The organism is Pseudarthrobacter sp. As-47 (genome assembly GCF_058215595.1).
Genome location: NZ_CM177088.1, coordinates 440560 through 462989, shown reverse-complemented (window position 1 = coordinate 462989; position 22430 = coordinate 440560). Strand labels below are relative to the sequence as shown.

At 65.4% G+C, this 22430-nt stretch carries 21 protein-coding genes; 6 read left to right on the top strand and 15 right to left on the bottom strand.

The window, feature by feature from the left end; genetic code table 11:
- Nucleotides 1–49: 49 nt before the first annotated feature.
- From AC4BCK_RS02175 to pstS, 5 genes are all read right to left on the bottom strand, one after another.
- A complete protein-coding gene (locus AC4BCK_RS02175) occupies nucleotides 50–1339 on the bottom strand; it encodes an ISL3 family transposase (RefSeq protein WP_364409664.1) in 1290 nt (429 codons plus the stop codon).
- Between the two features lie 115 nt (nucleotides 1340–1454).
- Entirely contained in the window at nucleotides 1455–2234 is a 780-nt protein-coding gene (pstB, locus tag AC4BCK_RS02170; RefSeq protein ID WP_400575862.1) for a phosphate ABC transporter ATP-binding protein PstB, read from the bottom strand.
- Between the two features lie 81 nt (nucleotides 2235–2315).
- The gene (pstA, locus tag AC4BCK_RS02165) at nucleotides 2316–3428 is read right to left on the bottom strand and encodes a phosphate ABC transporter permease PstA (RefSeq protein ID WP_400575864.1); all 1113 of its coding nucleotides are present in this window, start codon (nucleotides 3426–3428) and stop codon (nucleotides 2316–2318) included.
- On the bottom strand, nucleotides 3428–4360 hold the full coding sequence (gene pstC / locus AC4BCK_RS02160) for a phosphate ABC transporter permease subunit PstC (RefSeq protein ID WP_400575866.1): 933 nt from the start codon (nucleotides 4358–4360) through the stop codon (nucleotides 3428–3430). Before pstC ends, pstA begins: the two co-directional genes overlap by 1 nt.
- A 105-nt stretch (nucleotides 4361–4465) precedes the next feature.
- Nucleotides 4466–5587, bottom strand: a complete 1122-nt coding sequence (gene pstS, locus AC4BCK_RS02155; RefSeq protein WP_400575868.1) for a phosphate ABC transporter substrate-binding protein PstS — start codon at nucleotides 5585–5587, stop codon at nucleotides 4466–4468.
- A gap of 263 nt (nucleotides 5588–5850) precedes the next feature.
- Here pstS and AC4BCK_RS02150 point away from each other — a divergent pair, with 263 nt between their 5' ends.
- A complete protein-coding gene (locus AC4BCK_RS02150; RefSeq protein ID WP_490566530.1) occupies nucleotides 5851–6978 on the top strand; it encodes an FUSC family protein in 1128 nt (375 codons plus the stop codon).
- Here the strand turns inward: AC4BCK_RS02150 and AC4BCK_RS02145 are convergent.
- The 6 genes from AC4BCK_RS02145 to AC4BCK_RS02120 are packed head-to-tail and all read right to left on the bottom strand — an operon-like array spanning nucleotide 6975 to nucleotide 13793.
- The gene (locus AC4BCK_RS02145; RefSeq protein WP_490566529.1) at nucleotides 6975–8030 is read right to left on the bottom strand and encodes a Gfo/Idh/MocA family protein; all 1056 of its coding nucleotides are present in this window, start codon (nucleotides 8028–8030) and stop codon (nucleotides 6975–6977) included. The two genes, AC4BCK_RS02150 and AC4BCK_RS02145, sit on opposite strands and share 4 nt — an antisense overlap.
- Nucleotides 8030–9046, bottom strand: coding sequence for a LacI family DNA-binding transcriptional regulator (locus AC4BCK_RS02140; protein ID WP_174178328.1), 1017 nt, complete (start codon nucleotides 9044–9046; stop codon nucleotides 8030–8032). Before AC4BCK_RS02140 ends, AC4BCK_RS02145 begins: the two co-directional genes overlap by 1 nt.
- A 47-nt stretch (nucleotides 9047–9093) precedes the next feature.
- A complete protein-coding gene (locus AC4BCK_RS02135) occupies nucleotides 9094–10536 on the bottom strand; it encodes a GH1 family beta-glucosidase (RefSeq protein WP_310110202.1) in 1443 nt (480 codons plus the stop codon).
- Nucleotides 10536–11456, bottom strand: a complete 921-nt coding sequence (locus tag AC4BCK_RS02130; RefSeq protein WP_246256203.1) for a carbohydrate ABC transporter permease — start codon at nucleotides 11454–11456, stop codon at nucleotides 10536–10538. The genes AC4BCK_RS02135 and AC4BCK_RS02130 overlap by 1 nt, the downstream gene beginning before the upstream one ends.
- Nucleotides 11453–12469, bottom strand: a complete 1017-nt coding sequence (locus AC4BCK_RS02125; protein WP_174178324.1) for a carbohydrate ABC transporter permease — start codon at nucleotides 12467–12469, stop codon at nucleotides 11453–11455. Before AC4BCK_RS02125 ends, AC4BCK_RS02130 begins: the two co-directional genes overlap by 4 nt.
- A 58-nt stretch (nucleotides 12470–12527) precedes the next feature.
- On the bottom strand, nucleotides 12528–13793 hold the full coding sequence (locus AC4BCK_RS02120) for an ABC transporter substrate-binding protein (protein ID WP_174178443.1): 1266 nt from the start codon (nucleotides 13791–13793) through the stop codon (nucleotides 12528–12530).
- Between the two features lie 221 nt (nucleotides 13794–14014).
- Between AC4BCK_RS02120 and radA the strand changes: the two genes are divergently transcribed.
- Nucleotides 14015–15388 carry a DNA repair protein RadA gene (gene radA, locus AC4BCK_RS02115; RefSeq protein ID WP_490566528.1) on the top strand — a complete coding sequence of 458 codons (1374 nt, stop codon included), beginning with the start codon at nucleotides 14015–14017 and terminating at the stop codon, nucleotides 15386–15388.
- On the opposite strand, the gene AC4BCK_RS02110 is transcribed toward radA, so the two are convergent.
- Nucleotides 15389–15661, bottom strand: a complete 273-nt coding sequence (locus tag AC4BCK_RS02110; RefSeq protein ID WP_174178322.1) for a hypothetical protein — start codon at nucleotides 15659–15661, stop codon at nucleotides 15389–15391.
- 118 nt (nucleotides 15662–15779) lie between these two features.
- Here AC4BCK_RS02110 and AC4BCK_RS02105 point away from each other — a divergent pair, with 118 nt between their 5' ends.
- Nucleotides 15780–16253, top strand: coding sequence for an NUDIX hydrolase (locus AC4BCK_RS02105; RefSeq protein WP_174178320.1), 474 nt, complete (start codon nucleotides 15780–15782; stop codon nucleotides 16251–16253).
- A gap of 135 nt (nucleotides 16254–16388) precedes the next feature.
- Here the strand turns inward: AC4BCK_RS02105 and AC4BCK_RS02100 are convergent, their stop codons facing one another.
- Together AC4BCK_RS02100 and AC4BCK_RS02095 are read right to left on the bottom strand one after the other, a co-directional pair.
- A complete protein-coding gene (locus AC4BCK_RS02100; RefSeq protein ID WP_400584107.1) occupies nucleotides 16389–17633 on the bottom strand; it encodes a beta-ketoacyl-[acyl-carrier-protein] synthase family protein in 1245 nt (414 codons plus the stop codon).
- Between the two features lie 5 nt (nucleotides 17634–17638).
- Entirely contained in the window at nucleotides 17639–19252 is a 1614-nt protein-coding gene (locus AC4BCK_RS02095; RefSeq protein WP_174178318.1) for a peptide chain release factor 3, read from the bottom strand.
- Nucleotides 19253–19510: 258 nt separating this feature from the next.
- Between AC4BCK_RS02095 and AC4BCK_RS02090 the strand changes: the two genes are divergently transcribed.
- From AC4BCK_RS02090 to disA, 3 genes are all read left to right on the top strand, one after another.
- Nucleotides 19511–19717: a hypothetical protein gene (locus tag AC4BCK_RS02090; protein WP_310110192.1), complete on the top strand. Its 207-nt coding sequence runs from the start codon at nucleotides 19511–19513 to the stop codon at nucleotides 19715–19717.
- Between the two features lie 56 nt (nucleotides 19718–19773).
- Nucleotides 19774–20280 carry a 2'-5' RNA ligase family protein gene (locus tag AC4BCK_RS02085; RefSeq protein ID WP_174178314.1) on the top strand — a complete coding sequence of 169 codons (507 nt, stop codon included), beginning with the start codon at nucleotides 19774–19776 and terminating at the stop codon, nucleotides 20278–20280.
- Nucleotides 20281–20540: 260 nt separating this feature from the next.
- Nucleotides 20541–21617: a DNA integrity scanning diadenylate cyclase DisA gene (gene disA / locus AC4BCK_RS02080; protein ID WP_066280172.1), complete on the top strand. Its 1077-nt coding sequence runs from the start codon at nucleotides 20541–20543 to the stop codon at nucleotides 21615–21617.
- A gap of 65 nt (nucleotides 21618–21682) precedes the next feature.
- On the opposite strand, the gene AC4BCK_RS02075 is transcribed toward disA, so the two are convergent.
- A complete protein-coding gene (locus AC4BCK_RS02075) occupies nucleotides 21683–22357 on the bottom strand; it encodes a glycosyltransferase family protein (RefSeq protein ID WP_363956182.1) in 675 nt (224 codons plus the stop codon).
- Nucleotides 22358–22430 lie beyond the last annotated feature (73 nt).

The window sequence follows — 22430 nt, the reverse complement described above, 5'->3', positions numbered from 1 at the left end:
TTTACCGGCTCTTCACGGTTCGTGGGGAAATGGATCCCTGAAATGAGCGTCATGCCGCCGTCCGGACGGCACTTCTCAAGAGAATAACCGATTTGTAGTTATCTGCATTGCGGTAGCCGCGGGCAGTTCGCTTGATGTTCTTGATCGTGGTGTTGTTGGCTTCAACCTTGCCTGTCGTGGCACCGGTGATGATGAGCACCTCGATCTCTTTCCACCACCGGCAGACGGTGCGGTAGAGCCTGTTCGTCTCCGGCCGCGCTGCTGCCTTGACCAGGTCCTCAAGTACGTTCTTGGCCGCCGCGGCGTCTTCTAGGGAGCCGGTGCGGAGCACGGCCCTGAGTTGTTCCTTGACGTTCCAGACCGCTTGCAGGGTGCCGGTCGGATCATCGACGGCGAAGACTTCCTCAAGCCGGAGGGCTGCCCTGCAGCTGAGCGTGTCGCCGCCGCGCAGCAGGAGCATCCGATGGGCCCAGGCCTTGTCGATGGCCCGTCCGCGGCGGCCCTTGACCTGCTGGGAGAGGTTCTGCCTCGTCTCGGTCATGGCCTGGTTGGCCAGTGAGATGAGGTGGAAGTGATCGACGGCGACGGCAGTGCGGGGAAGCCACATCCGCAACGCCTTACGGAACGCCGCGGAAGGGTCGATCGCGACGACCTGCACGGCCAGGCGCCACTGCAGGGGCCGGGCGAAGAGCCAGTCCCCGACGCCCTTGTGGTCCCGGCCGTCGACCACGCCAAGGACTTGGCCGGTGTCCAGGTCCACGATGGTTGTCATCCACGGCTCGAACCGTGTCCACGCTTTCGTGGCCGGGTCCTGGAAGTAGCGCACGGACCGGAACCGGTGCTCATCAATGCCCAGCATCCGCGGGCTGAGCTTGTCCACGTCGGGCAGCCGCAGCAGGCAGGCCTCGGTCACCGCCGCCCGGACCATCCACCAGGACACGGCGAAGCCTGCAGCTGTCTCCGACACAGCCCTGCCCGAGCGGATGACCGCATCCACGAGCTGGTCCCGCAGCCGACTGGTCGAGCGGGCGCGGCGCGGCACTTGCGGCGTGGATTCGAAGAACGACAGCCGGTCGCACGCTGACTCCTCGCAGTACCAGCGGTACTTGGACCAGAGCACATCCACCGGCCCGGCAACGGGAATATCACGGAGACGTTGAAGCCGCCGTTCCTTCCGCCGGGACGCAATGACTCCACAGCTCGGGCAGCCCGGTAGCTGGTCGGTCTCGATGACCACCTGCCGCCGGCCGGCCGTGATGGTGGTGGAGATGACACGGTAGTCGGGCAGGTTGAAGAGAATGGTGGCAGCGTCAGCTGCGACCCCGGTAGGCTCGATCAAGGCTCGTGGTCCTGTTCCAGGTTGAATGCTTAGACACACTCATCCCAACAGGGCCACGGGCCCCTTTGTCTTCAACGACACGAACTCAATTCCCCATCAACCACGAAGAGCCCTTTTACCCGAACCGGCCGGAGACGTAGTCCTCGGTGGCCTTCTGCGTGGGGTTGCTGAAGATGGTGTGCGTGTCCCCCACTTCGATCAGCTTGCCGGGCTTACCGGTGCCCGCAATGTTGAAGAACGCGGTCCGGTCAGAAACGCGGGCTGCCTGCTGCATATTGTGGGTAACGATCACTACGGTGTACTGGTCCTTGAGCTCATTGATGAGGTCTTCAATGGCCAAGGTGGAGATGGGGTCCAGCGCGGAGCACGGTTCGTCCATGAGGATGACCTGCGGCTCCACGGCGATGGCCCGGGCAATGCAGAGGCGCTGCTGCTGTCCGCCTGAGAGGCCGGAACCGGGCTTTTCCAGCCGGTCCTTGACCTCATTCCACAGGTTAGCGCCCTTCAGCGAGCGTTCTACCAGCACATCGGCCTCACCCTTGGAGATCTTCTTGTTGTTCAGCTTCACGCCGGCCAGCACGTTGTCACGGATGGACATGGTGGGGAACGGGTTGGGCCGCTGGAACACCATGCCGATCTGCGAACGCACCGTCACCGGGTCCACCCCGGGGCCGTAGAGGTTGTCCCCGTCCAGCAGGACCTCACCCTCGACGCGGGCGCCGGGCAGGACCTCGTGCATGCGGTTGATCGTCCTGAGGAAAGTGGACTTGCCACATCCGGAGGGGCCGATGAATGCGGTAACGGACTTGGCCTCGATGTTGATGGTGACGTCCTCCACGGCAAGGAAATCGCCATAGTAGACATTCAGGTCCTTGACGTCGATGCGCTTAGACATGGTGTTCCTTCACTAACTGGGTATGAATTAAAGTCTGGCATCCGGCCCGCTCGACCGGAAGGAGAAATTCCGGAGCGGCGGTCAGCGGCCGGTCTTGGGGGCGAAAATCCGTGCAATCAGCCGGGCGCCAAGGTTAAGGACCATCACCAGGATGATCAGCACCAGGGCAGCTCCCCACGCCCGCTGGGACGAAGGGTCCGGATTAGCCGGTGAGGTGGGGTTCAGGATCTGGGTGTAGATAAAGGTGGGCAGCGACGCCATCCACCCGCTGAACACGTTGGAGTTGATGCTGGTGGCGAACCCCGCGGTGACAAGGATGGGCGCCGTCTCGCCGATGACGCGGGCGATCGCCAGGGTGACGCCGGAAGCTATGCCGGAGATCGCCGTCGGAATGACCACCTTAATGATGGTGCGCCACTTGCGCACGCCCAGGGCGTACGCCGCTTCCCGCAGTTCGTTCGGCACGATCTTGAGCATCTCCTCGCTGGAGCGCACCACCACCGGGATCATCAGGACGGAAAGCGCGACGGCGGCCACGGCTCCGGTCTTCGTGCCAGGGCCCACGACGGCGAAGAAAAAGGCCGCGGCGAAGAGGCCGGCGACGATGGAGGGGATGCCGGTCATCACGTCCACGAAGAAGGTGATGGCACGGGCGAGCCGGCCGTCGTTGCCGTACTCCACGAGGTAGATGGCGGTGAGCAGGCCCACCGGCACGGAGATGAGGGTAGCCAGAAGGGTGATCTGGATGGTGCCCAGGAGTGCGTGGTAGATGCCGCCCACTACTGGAGTGCCGTCCTCCACTGCCCTGTTATCAAAGACGCCGGTGACGCCGTTCATGGAGGTGGTAAGGAAACCCGGAGTCAGGAGTCCGGGCACGCCGTTGACCAGGACGGTCCAGATAACCGAGATCAGCGGGAGCAGCGCGATCAGGAAGGATCCCACCACCAGGCAGGTGGCCAGCTTATCCTTGGCCTTGCGGGACCCTTCAACGACGGCGCTCCAGGACACCAGCCCGATGGCGAAGAGGATCGCCGAGACGATGCCCCAGCCAAAGGCATTGAAGCCCACCAGGGCCAGGATGGCGGCACCCACGATCAATGCGCCGGCTAGGACGGCGTACGGTGCGTACTTGGGCAGTTGGCCCTTGGTGAGTGCCGAGCGCTTGCTGCGCACAGGGGTAAGCGTGGAGGTCATTAGTTGGCTCCCGAGAATTCTTTGTGCCGGGTGATGATCCAGCGCGCGATCATGTTCACGGCCAGGGTGATGACGAACAGGACCAGGCCGGCAGCAATCAGGGTGCTGACCTTGAGCCCGCTGGCCTCCGGGAAGTTCAGGGCGATTTCCGCGGCGATAGTCTGGTTGCCGGACTGGATCAGGCTGGCGGTGAGGGCGCCCGAGGACAGCACCAGCGCCACGGCCATGGTTTCGCCAAGGGCACGGCCCAGGCCCAGCATGACGGCACTGATGATGCCGGGGCGGGCGAACGGCAGGACGGACATCGTGATCATTTCCCACCGGGTGGCGCCCAGGGCGAGCGCCGCCTCCTCATGCAGTTTGGGGGTCTGCAGGAAGATTTCCCGGGACAGGGACGTGATGATCGGAAGCACCATGACGGAGAGGACGATGCCGGCGGTGAGGATGGTCTTGCCGGTGGCGGAAGCAGGCCCTTGGAAGATGGGCAGCCAGCCCATGTTTGCGGCGAGCCAGTTGTACGCCGGCGAAATTTCCTTGGCCAGGAAAGCCGCACCCCAGGCGCCGTAGACCACGGACGGGATCGCGGCGAGCAGGTCCACCACGTAGCCAAGCCCGGCAGCCAGCCTGCGGGGGGCAAAGTGCGAGATGAACAGCGCCACGCCGATGGCGATGGGGGTGGCAATCACCAGGGCAATGACCGCGGCGATCAGCGTGCCGATGACGATGGGCCAGATGTAGGCGAAGAAGCCCTCACCGCCCTGGATCTCGGCGGCCGGCGCCGTGAGCGCCGGGATGGCCTGGACCACCAGGAAGAGTGCGACGCCGAAGAGCACGGCGAGAATGAGGCAGCCTGCGGCCAGCGCGGTGCCCGAGAAGATTCTGTCCCCGGCGCGGCCGGCGCCCTGGGTACTTGTCAGGTGGGTGGCGGTCATTCGACGGCCCTTCGATCGGTTACTGGGAGGGGAAGATGCATTGTCCAAAGCCAAGTTCCCCGCACTGCCTTTCGGCAGGCGGGGAACCCGGAAGCGGAGCGGTGATTAGGACTTGACCTTGATGGACTCGATGGCCTTGGTGGCCTTCTCTGCGAGGGAGGAGGACAGCGGGGCGGACTTTGCGGAATCCGCGGCGGCCTGCTGGCCTTCCTCGGAAACTACGTAGCTCTCGAAAGCCTTGACCAGGTCGACGGTTTCCTGGGAGTCATAGGCGGAGCAGACCACGTGGAACGAGACCAGAACGATGGGGTAAGCGCCCTCAATGGTGGTCTTGCGGTCCAGCTTGATGGACAGGTCGTTGCTGGAACGGCCTTCCACCGGGGTACCCGCGTCAACAGCCTTGGCTGCGGCTTCCGCGGAAATCTCGGTGAAGGCCTCGCCCACCTTGATCTGTGCAACGCCGAGCGTTCCGCCGACGGCGGAGTCATCCGCGTAGGTTACAGCACCGGGGGTGTCGGTGACGGTCTTGACAACGCCTGACGTGCCCTTGGCATTCTCGCCCTGCAGGCTTGCCGGCCAAACGCCGGAGGCCTTGTCCGTCCACACCTCGGGAGCCGCGGCAGCCAGGTAGTCGGTGAAGTTGGTGGTGGTACCGGAGTCATCGGAGCGGTTCACCGGCGTGACCTTGAGGTCCGGGAGGCTGGCGCCCTCGTTCAGGGCGGCGATGGCGGGATCGTTCCAGTTGGCGATTTCCCCGCGGAAGATCTTGGCCACGGTGGCGGCGTCCAGCTTCAGCTCGCTGATACCGGGCAGGTTGAAGGCAATTGCGATCGGGGAGATGTAGACCGGGATGTTGAGGGCGCCGTCGGGGCCGCAGGTCTCCTGGGACTGGGCGTATTCCTCGTCCTTCAGGTAGGCATCAGAACCACCGAACTGGGCGGAACCATCCAGCAGCGCCTTGCGGCCTGCGCCGGAACCGTCCGGGGAGTACTGCACGGTGGCGCCCTGGTTGGCGGCTGCGAACTCGGTCTTCCATGCGTCCATGGCTGCGCCTTGGGCTGAGGAGCCGATGCCCGTGAGGGTACCGGTGACCTTGGGCCCGGCGGAAGTCTGGTCGCCTGCGGGCGCAGGGCCCGTGGCGTTGTCTGAACCGCAGGAGGTAAGCGCGAGTGCGCCGGCTGCGAGAACAGCGGTTGCCGCATGGCGGCCGAAGCGGAATGCCTTCACTAGATGTACCCCTTCCAGGGTTATTCAGGTGCGGGGCAGGACGGAGAACCCTGCTGCGCGATGCGTACGTTTTGTACCTTCATCGAAGTTAGGTTCCGCAGGTAACGGGACGGGCTGCCCAAAGTGAACGGAGGATTAACGACTGCGGGATATTCGTTGACAAATGACGGTGCACCATTGCGCAGATCACATGTCCGGCCGTAGTGCACCGGCACCACATAGGTTGCCCCAAGAACTGGAAGCCAACAAATAGACTGGACGGCATGGCTTCCGCGGCAGGACTCTCAGCAGGCAGGCGGTTCCTGCGCGGCCGTATCCGGGTTGGTTTGATCCGCAGCAAGAACTCGCTGGTTCCCGCCATCCAGATGACCCTCTGCGCCGTAGGTGCTTATGCCTTCGCCGAGTACGTGCTGGGCCATTCGGGCCCCCTGTTCGCAGCCACGTCGTCGCTGATTGCCCTGGGCTTCTCGCGGGAGCCCAGGCTGCGGCGTGTGCTCGAGGTAGGCCTGGGCTGCACTATCGGCATCGCAGTAGGCGACCTGCTCCTGCACTGGCTGGGCGCCGGAATCTGGCAGGCCGCCGTCGTCCTCCTGTTCTCCATCCTGCTGGCCCGCTTCCTGGACAGCGGGAACATCTTCACCACGCAACTGGCCCTGCAGTCGCTGCTGGTGGTGTTGCTGCCTGCGCCCGCCGGCGGGCCGTTCACGCGCAGCATCGACGCCGTGGTGGGCGGCCTCTTCGCGCTGCTGGTGACCATCCTCATCCCCAAGGATCCCCGGCGGGAGCCGCGCAAGGACGTCCAGAAGCTGCTGCACGAACTGGCGGAGGTGCTGCGCGAATGCGCTAATGCCTTAGACAGCAGCGATTCCACTCAGGCCTGGCACGCCCTGATCCGGGGCAGGAACTGCCAGCCGCTGGTAGACGGGATGCGCCAGTCCCTGCGTGCTTCCGGGGAGGTTGCCACGCTGGCGCCCGCCTACCGAAGGCACCGGGAGGAGCTGGACCGGCTGGAACAGTCGCTCGACTTCATCGACCTGGCACTGCGGAACAGCCGTGTTTTCGCCCGCCGCCTGACCAGCGCCATCAACCACGCGGCCCTTTCGGATGAGGCGACAGAAAACATCGCCGAGGTGCTGCAGGAGACCGCTGCCGCCATTGACGAGCTCTCGCTGGGGCTGGCGGAAACGCACGACGGCGTCCGCCGCGCCCACCTGCGCAGCGCCCGCCAGGACCTGAGCGAGATCGCCCTGCGCCTGCATCCCAAGCTGCTGGAGGTGCAGCGGCTTGAGGGTGAGACGGTGGTGATGCTGTACCGGCCGCTGATGGTGGACCTGTTGGAGGCCACCGGGATGGATGCCCGCGAAGCCCGGGACGTGCTGCCCGCGCTCTAGGTGCCGGCCTCCCGTAGATCATTCGCATAGCGCAGCCCCAGCTGTTCCCGGGCCTGGTCGAGCAACTCCATCACCTGCAAGGTTTCATTCCAGGGCATCAGCGGGCTTTCCTGCAGGCCGGCGCGGATGCAGCGGGCTGTTTCGCGCAGTTCATAAATGAAACCCTCGGCTTCTTCGTGGAAGTCCTCCACCTCGATCCTGCCGTCCAGTCCGCAGATCTCCAGCGTGCGCGGATTAAAGAGCGGGGACCCGGTCCGTATCCAGCCTGCGGTCCCGCTGATGGTTGCCATGCCGGGACCGGCGGCCTGGAGCGAGGAAGTGAGCTGGGCGGCAGCCCCCTCCCGGTACTTGAGCGTGAGGGTGTTTTGGACATCCACGCCGTCCTGGTTCAGGTGGCCTTGGGCCGTGAGGCGTTGAGGGAAGCCGAGGGCCGCAACCGCCCAGGTCAACGGGTAGACCGCGAGATCAAGGAGTGCACCGCCGCCGGCCGCAGGGTCCCACAGCCTGTCCGCGGGATCATAGGCTGCGGGAAAACCCAGGTCAGCCTGGACCCAGCGCACCGTTCCACTGGTGCCGCCGCGGATCAGCTCCAGGGCACGGCGGGTGGCTGGCAGGAAGCGCGTCCAGACGGCTTCCATCAGGAACAGGTTCCGCTCCCCTGCCAGCTGGACCAGTTCCCGGGCTTCGCTGGCGTTGACCGTGAAGGGCTTCTCGCACAGGACGTGTTTCCCGGCTTCAAGCGCGGCACGGACAACCTCGAAGTGCTGCGCGTGGGGCGTGGCAACATAGACCACGTCCACCCGGGGATCGGCGAAGAGCTGCTGGTACCCGGATCCGGATGGGCCGTCATGGTAGCTGGCCGCGAAGCCGTGTTCTTCCGCGAAGGCCCGCGCCGAGCCCTGGCTGCGCGAACTCACTGCATGGAGTTGGGCATCTTCAAGGCGGGCGAGGTCCCGGGTGACCTTGTGCGCGATCCGGCCTGTGGCTACCACTCCCCACCGGAGGGTCCGGCCGCCCTGCGGCGACTGGCCGCCTGGTCCGCTGCCCGCCATCAGACGGACTCCCTGATCACGAGGGAAGTGGGAATCTGCGTAACGCGGGCGGTCTCTTTCCCCTCGATGAGGTCCACCAAAATTTCGGCCATCTTCTTTCCCATCTCGATGATCGGATGGTGCACGGTGGTCAGCTGGGGATTGACTGAGGTGGCGAACGAATCGTCATCGAAGCCGACCACGGCCACATCCTGGGGTATGCGCAGTCCGCGTTCCTGCAGCACCGTGTAGGCACCGGCGGCCATCTGGTCATTAGCCACGAACACCCCGTCCACCGGCTTCCCGCTGCCGAGGAGGCGGCGCATGGCTTTGGCCCCGGAGGCCAGGGTGAAGTCACCGTATTCAACCCGGGAATCATCCAGCCCGGCCTCGGCCATGGCCGCCCGCCAGCCGTTGACGCGGTCGATGCCCGGCGGCATGTCCTGGGGGCCGGCGATGGTGGCGATATTGGTCCGCCCGCTCTCAATGAGCAACCGGGTGGCTCCTGCCGCCGCAGCCTCGTTGTCCACATCCACGTAGTAGCTGGCGCTTTCGCCCAGCGGCCTGCCCGCGAACACCATGGGAATGTAATCGCTGAGGTGGGTCCAGGACCGGTCCCCTGCGTGGTGGGACACCACCAGGGCACCGGCCACGTTCCCGCCCAGCAGGAAGGCCCTGGTTTTCTCCGGCTTGGCTTCGGAAGCGATGACCATGTTCAGGGTGTAATCCGTGTCCGCCAGGTACAGCGCCACGCCCTGGACCACTGAGGCGAAGAACGGGTCCGCGAAGACCTTGGAAGTGGACTCCGGCACAATGAGCGTCACCGAGTTGGGGCGCCTGCTTGCCAGCGAACGGGCAGCGCGGTTGGGCGTGTAGTTCACGGCAAGAATCGCCTGGCGCACCTTGGCGGCGATGTCCTCATCCACGCTCGGCACGTCATTGACCACGCGGGAGACGGTGGCACGGGAGACGCCGGCCAGCGCGGCCACCATTTCCAGGGTGGGCGTCGGCCGGCTTCCGCTGGTGTCTTGCTTCACAATGTTCGCTCCGTGGTCTGGCTGGCACAGGTGCCGGGGGTTTCAGTTTAGGCGGGCAGTGCCGGAGCGAGGCGGGACGTGCTCCGCTGTGCGGCTGCTATCAAACCGGCATAGGCCTTGCCGCTGTCCTTGACGGTGCGTTCCAGGGTGCCGTAATCGACGCGGACAATCCCGAAGCGCTTCCCATAGCCCCAGGACCACTCAAAGTTGTCCAGGAGTGACCAGACAAAGTAGCCGCGGACGTCGGCACCCTGGTCTATCGCTTCACCTACTGATGCCACGTGGTCCAGGATGAACCGGGTACGCTCCGCATCATGCACGGCACCGTCGGGGCTGACAGTGTCCTCGTACGCGGCTCCGTTTTCGGTGATGTAAAGCGGCGGCAGCGAGGGGTATTCCTCCCCCAGCCGGACCAGCAGCTTGCGGAGCCCGTCCGGATTCACTTCCCAGCCCATCGCCGTCCGCGGCAGGCCGCGGCTGGGAAAGGCGATGTCCTCGGATCCGATCCAGGGTGAGGCGGAGGCCCGCTCTGCACCGCCGGAGTGGCCGTCGCTTCCGGCGTCATCCGCGTGTCCGCTGATGAGGTCGTCGTGATAGTGGTTCACGCCCAGGAATTCCAGGGGCGCGCTGATGAGTTCCAGGTCGCCAGGAAGAACCACGTCCGGCAGGCCGAACGGGGCGAGGTCACGCAGTGAGTCTTCCGGGTAGGCTCCCCGCAGGAGGGGGTCGAGGAAGATGCGGTTCTGCAACGAGTCGAAGCGCCGGGCAGCGTCCAGGTCGACAGGGTCCTGCGGGTCCCGCGGAATGGAGTTGCTGAGGTTGAGCGTAATGCCGAGGTTCTGGGCGCCGCGTTGCCGCAGCGCATTCACGGCCAGCCCGTGGGCAAGGTGCTGGTGGTGCACGGCGGCAATCGCGGCCGCTGGCTCCTGCCGGCCGGGGGCGTGCACGCCGGAGCCGTAGCCCAGGAGCGACGAACAGAACGGCTCATTGAAGGTGGTCCAGTGCTGGACCCGGTCCCCCAGCGCCGAGTACACGTCATTGGCGTACTCCGCGAACCTGTAGGCGGTATCCCGGTTGGCCCAGCCGCCTTTTTCCTCAAGAGCCTGCGGCAGGTCCCAGTGGTACAGGGTGAGCCAGGGCAGGATGCCGGCTTCAAGGAGCTCATCCACCAGCCTGGAGTAGAAGTCCAGGCCCTCACGGTTGACGGCCCTGCCCCCGGGACGCACCCGCGCCCAACTGGTGGAAAAGCGGTACGAGTCCAGCCCGAGCTCTTTCATCAGCCGGACGTCCTGTGGCATTCGGTGGTAGTGGTCCACGGCCTGGTCAAGGTTTTCACCGTTGGCTATGGCCCCTGGAATCCGCGCAAAGTGGTCCCAGATGGACTCTTCCTTGCCGCCCTCGCGGCCGGCGCCCTCGATCTGGGCAGCCGCCGTCGCTGATCCCCAGATAAAGCCCTCGGGCCACTGCCGCTGGTACGTCGGGTGCTGCATTAGCCCTTCACTGCTCCTTGCATAATTCCTGAAATGAGTTGTTTGCCCGCAAGTGCGAAGAGCACCAATAGCGGCAGTGTTGCCAGCACCGCTCCTGCGAGGACCACGGAGTAGTCCACGTAGCGGGCTGACTGCAGCTGGCTCAGCGCCGTCTGCAGAGTGGGGTTGCCGGCGTCGAGGACCAGCAGCGGCCACAGGAAATCGGTCCAGGCCGTCATGAACGTGAACAGCCCCAGGATGGCCATGGCAGGCTTTGCTGCCGGCATGGCCACATGCCAGAAGGTGGAAATCATGTTTGCCCCGTCCATCCGTGCGGATTCAATGAGCTCATCCGGGATGACGTCCACCAGGTATTGCCGCATAAAGAAGACGCCGAACGCGGTTACCAGCGTGGGCACCACCACCGCTCCGATTTCGCCGGTCCAGCCCAAGGTCCTCATCACCATGAAGAGCGGGATGATGCCAAGCTGCGTCGGGATGGCCATGGTGGCCACCACCATCAGCATGAGCCCGTTCCGGCCCTTGAAGCGCAGTTTCGCAAAGGCGTAGCCGGCGAGGGTGGAAAAGCCAACCACGGACAGGGTGATGATGGAGGAGATCAGGACACTGTTGCCCAGGGCGAGCCAGAACGGAATGGTGTCAAAGACCTCGCCCACGTTTGTCCAGAAGTTTCCTCCGGGCAGCAGGGGCGGCCAGGTTTCACCGAGGGCCTCGTTGGAGCGGCTGCCAATCACGGCGGACCACCACAGCGGGTAGGCCGAGGACACCAGGAAGGCGAGGAGCAGGCCGTAGGTCAGGAAGCCTGGCTTTTCGCCCGAGCCCACAAAGCGCTTGCGGAGGGGTGCCGGGCGGCCGGAGGGCTTCTTTTCTGCGGGCAAGACGCCGGCGGTCGCACGGGGTGCCTCTTCGATGGTGCTCATCGCGTAGTCCTTTCAGCGCGTTTCCGGGCTCTCCTTGTTGACCGGGTGGGCTTTGCGGCATCGGCTGTGGCGATGCGACGTGAGATCAGGTAGTTGATGACACCGAACAGCACGATGATCAGGAAGAGGAGCCAGGCGATGGTGGAAGCCTTGCCGAAGTTCTGGCGCTGGAAGGCCATCTCCCAGAGGTACAGCACGGTGGTCTGGAACTGCCGTTGGGAGCCGCCTGCGGTCGCGGGATCGAACAGCCGGGGTTCGGTGAAGATCTGCAGGCCGCCGATGGTGGAGGTAATGACCACAAAAACCATGGTGGGCCTGATGCTCGGCAGGGTGATGCTGAAGAAGCGGCGGAGGGCTCCGGCGCCGTCCAGCGCCGCGGACTCGTACAGGTCGCGGGGAACGGCCTGCATTGCGGCCAGCAGGATAAGGGCGTTATAGCCGGTCCATCGCCAGTTCACCATGGTGGCGATGGCAATGTGGCTGGGCAGGGTCTCGTTCTTCCACATCACCGGATCCAGGCCAAAATTTCCCAGGACGTTATTGATGAGGCCGTACTGCTCGCCGAACATGTTGGTGAAGATCATGGCCACCGCCACCGGGGTGACGATGTAGGGCAGGAGCACGCTCATCCGCCAGAAGGTTTTGGCACGGAGGTTCTGGTCCAGTACTGCGGCCAGGAAGAGTGCCACGGCAAGCTGCGGTATCGCGGACAGCAGGAAGATGCTGACCGTGTTGAACAGGGAGTTCCAGAAGAAGCGGTCCTGGAGGACTTCAGTGAAGTTTTGCAGGCCCACGAAGTCTCCCTGGCCTTTGAGGAGGTGCCAGTCGAAGAGGCTGACCACGAAGGTGTAGACCAGCGGGAACAGTCCCACGAGTGCGAAGAGGATAAAGAAAGGTGCGATGTAGAGGTAGGGCGATGCTTTGACGTCGAAGACGTTGAGCCTCTGTTTGAAGGTGGGTTTGGGTTTGATGGCCGCCAGGGTTTTGGCGGGGCGGTTCACGGTGGTTGTCATTGGGCTCTTGCCCTCCATCGGGGGGCCTCCCTTCCGGGAGGCCCCACAGCGGGTGTTGCTAGTTGTTTACGACCAGGTCGTTAAGGAGGGTCAGCGCTTCGGACCAGGCCTTGTCAGCATCGGCCGTTCCGGCGTCGAGCATTTTAAGTGCCGGACCAAACACGTTTTCCTGGATCACGGAATCGTCCGGTCCCTTGAACTGGGCCACCACGCCCTTGGCGCGGTTGGCAAGGATGACGCCGGTGGGCGCATTGTTGAACACCACGTTCGGAGTCGCATCGGCCACCAGCTTCTCCTGCGCTTTAAGCGTGCTGGGGAAGTTGTTCGCGGCAGCCGACTGCTTGACCTGCTGCTCGGGTGCGGTCAGCCAGGCTGCCAGCTTTGCGGCCTCGGCAGGGTGCTCCGATGTCTTGGGCACTGAAAGGAAAGCTCCGCCCCAGTTGGAGGCCCCACCCGGGAATACGTCGGCGAAGTCCCAGCCGCTCTCCGTGCCGCCGCCGGCGGATTCCAACTGGCCCTTAATGGTGCCGAGCATCCAGCCGGGGCAGACGAAGGTGGCGAAGGAGCCGTCAACGAACGCCTTGCCGTTACCCCAGTCCCACTGGGTCTGGTTGGCGGACAGACCGGCCGCTGTGCCGGCCGCAAGCATCTCGAATTTGTCCTTCATCTCCGGGTTGCCTTCGATGTTCAGCTCCCCGTCCTTGGTGTAGTAGCCCTCTTCCATCTGGTTCACCATGGAGTTCCAGACGAAGCCGGACTGGTCATACCAGGCCTTGCCGGTGGCTGCCTTGTACTGCTCCCCGAGCTTGAAGTAGGTTTCCCAGGTGGCGTCGCCGCCACCAAAGAGCTCGGCCACTGATTCGCGGTCGCTGGGCATTCCCGCAGCTTCGAAGAGCTTGCCGTTGTAGCAGAGCCCCTGCGGACCGATGTCCGTTCCGTAGCCGATGACGCGGCCGTCCGGATCCGTGCCCTGCTTGAACTTCCAGTCCACCCAGTTGTCCTTGATGTCAGCTGCGCCATGCTCATTGAGGTCCACGAACTGGTCCGATACTTCCATGATGGAACCCAGCCAGCCCTCCTCGATGGCCACGACATCGCTGAGCCCGGATCCTGCGGCCAGCTTGGTGAAGGCGTCAGTTCGGGCATTGGACCCGCGGTCGATATTGGTGGCCTTGACCTTGACGCCGGGATTGGCTTCCTCGTATTCGGCGTAGAGATCGTCGTAGCCGAAGGTCCCGAAGGTGGTGACCGTGAGCTCTACGGGGTTGTCAGCGCTTGCTGCTTGTTCCGGACTGCTGCTGCAGCCTGTGGCCAGCAGGGCCATGGCTGCCACGCCCGCGATGGCGGTCGCTGTGTGTCGGCGTACGAATTTCAACGTCACTCCTTTGTGGGAACTTCCGGCGCCGAGAGAGCGCTCTCTGTCAAGTTCCTCAACTGTAGGCGTGGCGCGGATCACTGTCAAGAGAGCGCTCTCTCAGCGCTGCAATGGAGCATAGGCAAGTGCGGTGCCGGTGATTGTCAGTGCCCGCCACTAGGGTGGAATCCATGGCAACGAAGACTTCCCGGGCCTCCAAGGCGCCCGCCTACAAATGTGCTGAGTGCGGCTGGACCACGGTCAAGTGGGTGGGCCGGTGCGGCGAGTGCCAGGCGTGGGGCACCGTTGAGGAGACCGGCGCCGCTGTTGCGCGGACGACGGCGGCCACTACAGTCCTGGAGCCGGCCCGCCGGATTGCCGAGGTGGACGCCACCACGGCCGCCTTCCTGCCCACGGGCGTTGATGAGCTGGACCGGGTGCTGGGCGGCGGCCTGGTTCCGGGCGCCGTGATCCTGCTGGCGGGTGAGCCCGGGGTGGGCAAGTCCACCCTGCTGCTGGACGTTGCGGCGAAGTTCGCCCGGACCGCACAGGACGTGTTGTACGTGACCGGTGAGGAATCAGCGGCCCAGGTGAAGCTCCGCGCCGAGCGGATCGACGCCGTGGCCGAATCGCTGTACCTCTCTGCGGAAACGGACCTGGGCCAGGCCCTGGGGCAGGTGGAGAAGATTGAGCCGCGGCTGCTGATCGTGGACTCGGTGCAGACCCTCAGCAGCGCGGATGTCGACGGCAGCGCCGGCGGCGTTTCGCAGGTCCGCGAAGTGGCAGCGTCCATAATCGCCGCGGCCAAGAGGCGGAGCATGACCACCCTCCTGGTGGGACACGTGACAAAGGACGGCTCCATTGCCGGGCCGCGGCTGCTGGAGCACCTGGTGGACGTGGTGTGCCAGTTCGAGGGCGAGCGGCATTCGCGGCTCCGGCTGCTCCGTGCCGTCAAGAACCGCTACGGGCCCACGGACGATGTTGGCTGCTTCGACCTGAACGAGGACGGCATCCAGGGCCTGGCTGACCCCAGCGGGCTCTTTGTCAGCCGCACCAAGGAACCCGTGTCCGGCACCTGCATCACCGTCACCATGGAAGGCCGCCGCCCTCTGCTGGCCGAGGTGCAGTCCCTGCTGGCGGAGAGCCCAAATTCCCAGCCGCGGCGCGCCACCAGCGGCCTGGACTCCTCGCGGGTTTCCATGCTGCTGGCTGTCCTGCAGCAGCGCGCGGGAACGCTGCTGCACAAGGATGATTCCTACGTGGCCACCGTGGGCGGGGTGAAGCTCAGCGAGCCGGCGACGGACCTTGCAGTTGCCCTGGCCGTAGCATCGGCAAAGGCCCGCAAACCCCTCCCCATCCGGCTGATTGCCTTCGGCGAGGTGGGCCTCGCCGGCGAAGTCCGGCCGGTGCCCGGCATCAACCAGCGCATCCAGGAAGCGCACCGGCTCGGGTTTACGCATGCCGTTGTTCCAGCCAGCCATGCAGGGCCGGGGCCCATCCCGGCCGGTTTTTCCGTACGGGAAGTGGAGCACCTCACCGAGGCGTTGAGCCTGCTGATTGGTTAGTTAGCCGTTGTGGCGTGGCAGCGAATCGGGGTCGTCACGCCGGGAGTTGAGCAGCCAGCCGGACACGTCGCTGCGGAGCACCAGCAGCGGGCCGCCGGTGCTGTTCACGTTGCCGGTGGGCACGTAGTAGCCGCGGCCGGAGCCGGGACCGCCGGCCGCCCGGTCCAGGGCGTCAACCAGGTGCCGCGGCAGGTGGCCCTGTGGACCAAGGCTGTGGAGCTCATCTAGTTCTTCCGGCGTCAGACGTCCCAACACCTCGGCAATACTGGCCATGACTGGTCCCTTCGAGCAGAGTGCCTGAAGGAATAACCTAAAGCAGCACCGTGAACTGCGGGTTAACGTTGGACGGCAACTACCGACAGTTTTCAAACAGCCACCCACCGGAGGAAACATGCCCGTTCTGAGCGCAGGAATCCTGCTGTACCGGAGGGTGGCTCCAGGCGGCTTCGAGGTGTGGATAGCCCACATGGGCGGTCCGTTCTGGGCCCGCAAGGACGCCCATGCCTGGTCCATCCCCAAGGGTGAATACGGGGAGGACGAGGATCCCCTGGCCGCTGCCCTGCGCGAGTTTGCCGAGGAAATGGGGACTCCGGCTCCGGCTGCGGACTACCGGCTGCTCGGGGCGTTCAGGCAGCCCTCCGGCAAGGTCATCACCGTCTTTACCGCGGAGCAGGACTTCCAGCCGGAACGGATCGCCAGCAACACGTTTCCGCTGGAGTGGCCCAAAGGGTCAGGCCGGATCCAGGACTACCCGGAAATCGACGATGCCCGCTGGTTCCCCGAACCGGAAGCCCGGCTCAAGCTGGTGAAGGGGCAACTGCCGGTTCTCGATGCGCTGGTGCAACTCGTCCGCGCGGAATCCTAGGGCTCGTCCTGCGTCTCCCACTAGCCGGGCGTCGGGCACCCGTCAATGGTCAGTGCACCCCCGCACGCCGGGGTGCGTTGTCCACATGCGGGTGCAATGTAAGGCGCGACGGGGTGATCGGCCGATTTGCAGGGCCTAGGCGCCGGTGATCACCAGGGCAACACTGTGCCCGCCGAAGCCGAAGGCGTTCACCAGCCCGGCCGGGCTGTAGCCCGGCTGGAGCCGGTGGGCGTCTTCGGTAACAACGTTGAGGTCCACTTCGGGGTCCAGTTCCTGGACGTTCAGGGTCCCGGGAAGCAGCCCGGTCCGCAGCGCCTCGACAACCACCACGGCGGCCAGGGAGCCGGCACCGCCGAGAAGGTGGCCGGTGTGGCCCTTGGTGGACGTGACCGGCACCTCCGCACCAAAAATCGCGTTGATGGCCTGGCCCTCAAGCTTGTCCCCCACCGGCGTGGAGGTGGCGTGGGCGTGGATAAAACCGATGTCTTCCGCAGCCAGGCCCGCGGACTTGAGGGCCTTCTGCATGACCCGCCGCTGCATGGCGGGGTCGGCTGCCACGATGTCGTTGGCGTCTGACGTTACCGCCCCGCCGGCAACGGCACCGAGCATCCCGGCGCCGCGGGCGCGGGCGTGCTCTTCGCTCTCCAGCACCACCACGGCAGCGCCTTCGGCGAGGACAAAGCCGTCGCGGCCGCCGTCGAACGGACGTGATGCGCGCTGCGGGTCATCGTTGCGGGTGGACAGCGCGCGGATCTGGGAGAAACCAGTGATGACCAGGTCATTCACGGAGGCGTCAACGCCGCCGGCAATCACGACGTCGGCCGCTCCTGAGCGGATCATCTCGGCTGCCTGGACAATCGCCTCAGCCCCTGAGGCGCACGCGCTGACCGGAGTGCGCGCACCGCCGCGGGCGCCGAGGTCGATGGACACCCAGGCCGCGGGGCCGTTGACCATCAGCCTGGTCAGCGTGTGCGGCGAGACCTTGCGGGGGCCCGAGGCGGCGAGGGTCCGGTCCTGCTCCAGCGTGGAGCCCAGCCCTCCGTAGGCTGATCCGATCACCACGGCGAAACGCTCCGGATCCACGTCCGGGGCGCCGGCCTGGGCCCACGCCTCCCGGGCAGCAATAAGCGCCAGCTGCCCGCACCGGTCCATCCGCTTCATCTCGCGGGTGCTCAGGTGCTCCGAGAGATCCGCGGTGACCTGCCCGGCGATCTTCACGGGCAGCTGTTCGGTCCAGGCATCCCCAAGGGCGGCGATGCCGGATTTCCCCGCGACCAGCCCGGCCCAGGTCTCGGAGACCGTGGAACCCACCGGATTGATGGTTCCGGCGCCGGTGATGATGGCGCGCGGCTGAACTGCGCTGTTGTGGCCTGCGTTCACGGTTCCTACTTTGCGGGGTTGTGGGTGCCGATGGGCACGAGGGTGAGGTCCGGGTGGTTCTTCTCAATGCGGCGCAGGGCCCAGACGTCGTTAAACAGGGCGAGGTACTCGCCGTCGGACCGCAAAAGAACCTCGGCGCCGATGACGTTGGCGAGCGCCGGCATGGCGTCCGCCGTCGAAATCCTGGCGAGGGAGTAGGGCAGGCGTTCCAGCCGCATGGGGGCGCTGAAGTCATGCGCCATGCGGTCCTCCACCACCTCGAACTGCATGGGCCCGACGGCGGCAAGCACCGGCGCCTGGTCGCCGCGGACGTCGGAGCGGAGCACCTGGATGACGCCCTCGTGTTCGAGCTGTTCGATGCCCCGGCGGAACTGCTTGAACTTGCTGGGGTCCTTGGAGCGGGCCACCTGGAAGTGCTCGGGGGCGAACAGCGGAATGGCGGGATATTCCACCGGCCCCTCAAGGAAGAGGCTGTCACCCACGCGCAGCGAGGACGCGTTAACCAGGCCCACGACGTCACCGGGGTAGGCCTCGTCGATCACTTCGCGTTCCCGGCCGAACACCTGCTGCGCGTACTTGGTGGCGAAGGATTTCCCGGTCCGGGTCTGCGTGACCACCATTCCGCGCTCAAAGACGCCGGAACACACCCGGATGAAGGCCACATGGTCGCGGTGGGCCTTGTTCATGCCGGCCTGCACCTTGAACACGAAACCGGAGAACGGCGATTCCACCGGTCGTGGGTTGCCGTCCACGTCGGGGCGCGGGGCTGCCGGCGGAGCGAAATCCACCAGTGCGTCCAGCAGTTCCTTGACGCCGAAGTTGAGCGCGGCGGAGCTGAAGAGAATGGGGGTGGCCTTGCCTGCATGAAACGCCTCGACGTCGAACTCCAGGTTCGATTCGATCACCAGTCCCGCCTCGTCCACGGCGTCCGTCCAGTTGCTGCCCTGGCTCTCGGCTGCTTCCTCGGGCGTGAAGTACTCCGTGAGGGCGATCTGCGCGCCGGCGTTGTTGCGCTGGAACCGGGCGAAACGGTCGTTGCGGAGGTCCCAGACGCCGCGGAAATCGCCGGAGATGCCCACGGCCCAGGTCAGGGGCATGGGCTGCAGGCCGGTGCGTTCGGTGATTTCGTCCATCAGGGCCAGTGCGTCCAGGCCGGGACGGTCCCACTTGTTGATGACGGTGATGATGGGCAGGTTGCGCTGCTTGCAGACCTCGAACAGCTTCATGGTCTGGGTTTCCAGGCCCTTGGCGGCGTCCACCAGCATCACGGCGCAGTCGACGGCGGCCAGCACCCGGTAGGTGTCCTCGGAGAAGTCGGCGTGGCCTGGTGTGTCCAGCAGGTTGATGACGGTGTCCCGGTAGGAGAACTGGAGCGCCGCGGAGCTGATGGAAATGCCGCGGTCCTTCTCCATCTGCATCCAGTCGGACACGGTTTCCTTGCGGTTGGCCTTGCCGCTGGAGGCACCGGCAGTGCCGATCACCTTGGCGTGCAGGGCGAGCGCTTCGGTCAGGGTGGACTTGCCAGCGTCAGGGTGTGAAATGACAGCAAAGGTCCGACGCCGGCCCGCCTCTTTGTGAATACCGGAGATCCGGGCGGGGGTCAGGACATCTTGGGACACGGTGCTACTTTCGCTGCGGTTGGGACTACCCGGGCGCTGCCTGTGAGGCACTGCGGCGGTGGGGCCGGGGAAACGGGCTGGCAAACGGCCAAGTTCCAGTTTATCGCAGGGCGGCAAACCGGCTGCGGCACCCGCTTAACACCCGCGAAACCGGACGTTCAAGGCCGTGAAACGACCTCCCGTTAGCGTGGCCGCATGACGACCAAAGACAACCCGGCGCGGGACGGCTTCTGCCGGCGCCCGGAAAGGACCTGAACGGTGCAGGGCATCTCCTTTTCCGGCAACCTCTTCTTCGATCCCCTGGCCACGGGACTGGCTGCAGCCGGGGACCGTGACCAGTCCCGTCCGGCCGAGCACAACCGCCGGGGAACCCAGACACCTGCCGAGCAGAAAGCGCTCAGGGCGGCGTCTCTGACGAAAGTCAGCAGGGACCTGGAACGGATGCTGCGGGAGCGGATGCGCTGACCCCGCTCCCGCCGTCCGGGCGCAGCCTGGGCCGTGGTAGGCGGCATGATGGGTGGATGCAGAGCATTGAGCTGACCTTCGGGGATTCCACTGATTCCGCTATCAGGGCTGACTGGGCGAGGCTCGCGGAAGCCGGGATCCCCAGCCTGGCAGGCCACACCTCGCCCAGCAACAGCCCCCACATCACCCTTGCGGCCGGCGCGGACATGCAACTACCGGACACGCTCCGGAACCTGTGGCAGCGGCTGCCCCTGGACATCAGCTTTTCCGGCGTCCACATCTTCCCCGCGCGGACGGGAACGTACGTCCTGGCCCGCTCCGTGGTGGTGACCCGCCGGCTCCTTGAACTGCACGGCCTCCTCCACGCTGGCATCTCCGGGGCCCTGCCACTTACCCTGCCGGATGCCTGGACACCCCATGTCACCCTTGCCCGGCGCGTCCCTGCGCACCAGCTCGGGACGGCCATGGACCTGCTGGACCTGCGTTTGGCGGGCCGCTGCACGGAAGCCCGCCTCTGGGACAGCAACACCAGGACGCTGGCTTCGCTGTCGAACCCGGCCTAGAACAGCCAGGATCAAACCGCTGTATCAGCCTGCCGGCAGACGGGCCGAAATACCCACCCTCCCGTCCGCCGTCGGACGCGTTCCGGACCGCCTTTCCCACACTCCCTAATGAGGCACTTTAGGGCTTGCCCGTGCGGAAGACGCTGTTTCTTGCCCCTATCATTGAGCTTGCGGGAAACAGAGCATTTTCTGGTCCTGCCGGCAACCTGCTGAAGCCGGCAATCCTGCGGGCGGCGGTCCGCACCTTTGAAGGGAACACTATGGCGCGGAGCCCCGAAGAATCACTCAGGGCTACCTTGGGCAGAGTGGCTCCCGGAACCCCCCTTCGCGACGGCCTGGAGCGGATCCTGCGGGGCCGTACCGGCGCGCTGATCGTCCTCGGCTCGGACCGGACCATCGACTCCATCTGCTCGGGCGGCTTCGACATCGGCATCGACTTCTCCCCCACCCGGCTCCGCGAACTCGCCAAGATGGACGGCGCCATCATCTGCGACAAGGACGCCGGCAACATCCTCCGCGCGGCCGTCCAGCTTGTCCCGGATTCCAGCATTGAAACGCAGGAGTCCGGCACCCGGCACCGCACCGCCGAGCGCGTTGCCATCCAGACCGGGGTGCCGGTCATTTCAGTCAGCCAGTCCATGCAGATCATCGCCCTGTACGTCAACGGGCTGCGGCACGTCCTGGAGGGGTCTGAGAAAGTTTTGGCCCGCGCCAACCAAGCCCTGGCAACGCTGGAGCGGTACCGCTCGCGCCTGGACCAGGTCACCAGTTCACTCTCGGCCCTGGAAATCGAGGCCATGGTGACCGTGCGGGACGTGGCCGTGACCCTGCAGCGGCAGGAAATGGTCCGCCGGATCTCCGAGGAAATAGCCCAGTATGTCCTGGAACTCGGTGAGGACGGCCGCCTCCTCTCCCTCCAGCTCGATGAGCTCACCGTCGGCCGGGGTCCCGGCAGCGACGTCATCATCCGCGATTACGGCGCTCCGGATGCCACCCCGGAGGACATCGAGAACGCCGTCAGCGCACTGGTCAGCCTTGGCCCCACGGAGCTGATCGACCTCGGAAAAATTTCCGGAATTGTCGGGTTCGCGGGCGGGGAGGCCAACCTCGACGCCGTGGTGCAGCCGCGCGGCTACCGCCTGCTGTCCGGGCTGAAGGCAGTTCCCAAGGCAGTTGCGGACCGCCTGGTGGACCACTTTGGCGGGCTGCAGTTCCTGATGGCCGCCACCATCGATGACCTGATGACGGTTGACGGGATCGGTGACCAGCGCGCCCGCACCGTCCGTGAGGGCCTGAGCCGGATGGCGGAAGCAAGCCTGCTGGACCGCTTCCTGTAGCCCCATCGATTGCTCCGAAATCGTCGTTATGGAGGCTGAAAACGGCAATTACGGAGCAATCGATGCTAATTCAGCTGGAAGACAGCCTTGGGGCTGGCCTTGGACCCGAGCTTCGCCGTGAAAATGTAGTACGCACCGCCACCGCCCGGCTTGGCTTCGATGGGCTGGCAGCCTTCCACGCTCCGGGTGCGGGACCACGGGAAGTTCGCGGTCTCGCTGGCTCCGGGCGCAATGACCTTCACCAGATCCTCGCTCTTGGCCTGGCAGTCCCGCGAGGAGAAGATCCGGTCCGCGCCGCTGGTCACCAGGAACTCCATCTGCGAAGTGCCGATGTTGACTTCGCAGGGCATGGTGCCGCCGTTGGTCACCTTGAGCGTCAGCATGGGGTTCTCGCCAGGCCCGTAGGCCGCCTTGTCAGTGGACGCGGAAACGGTCACCAGGTTCTGGTTGCAGCCTGGAGTGGCTGACGGTGTGGGCGTCGGGGCAGGTTCGGACGCCGACGGTGAAGCCGCTGCCGTAGGTTCTGCAGATGCCGTAGCCGCCGTGGACGAGGCCTGCTCCGACCTGCCGCTGAAGGCGCCGGCGACGGCGAAGCTGCTGACCAGCGCAATGATCAACAGGACCGCCCCACCCAGGAACAGCCGACGGCGGCGGTAGACTGCCGCGCTCGGCTTGCGGACGGCAGTGGAACCGGATGCCGGTGCCCTGCCATGTGGAGATGATTCGCCTTGCCTGCCCATCCTCCTAGGCTAGAGAACCGGCCCGTTTCTGTTCACCCACCACGCCGCCATGCCGCCGACGCTCTGGTCACAT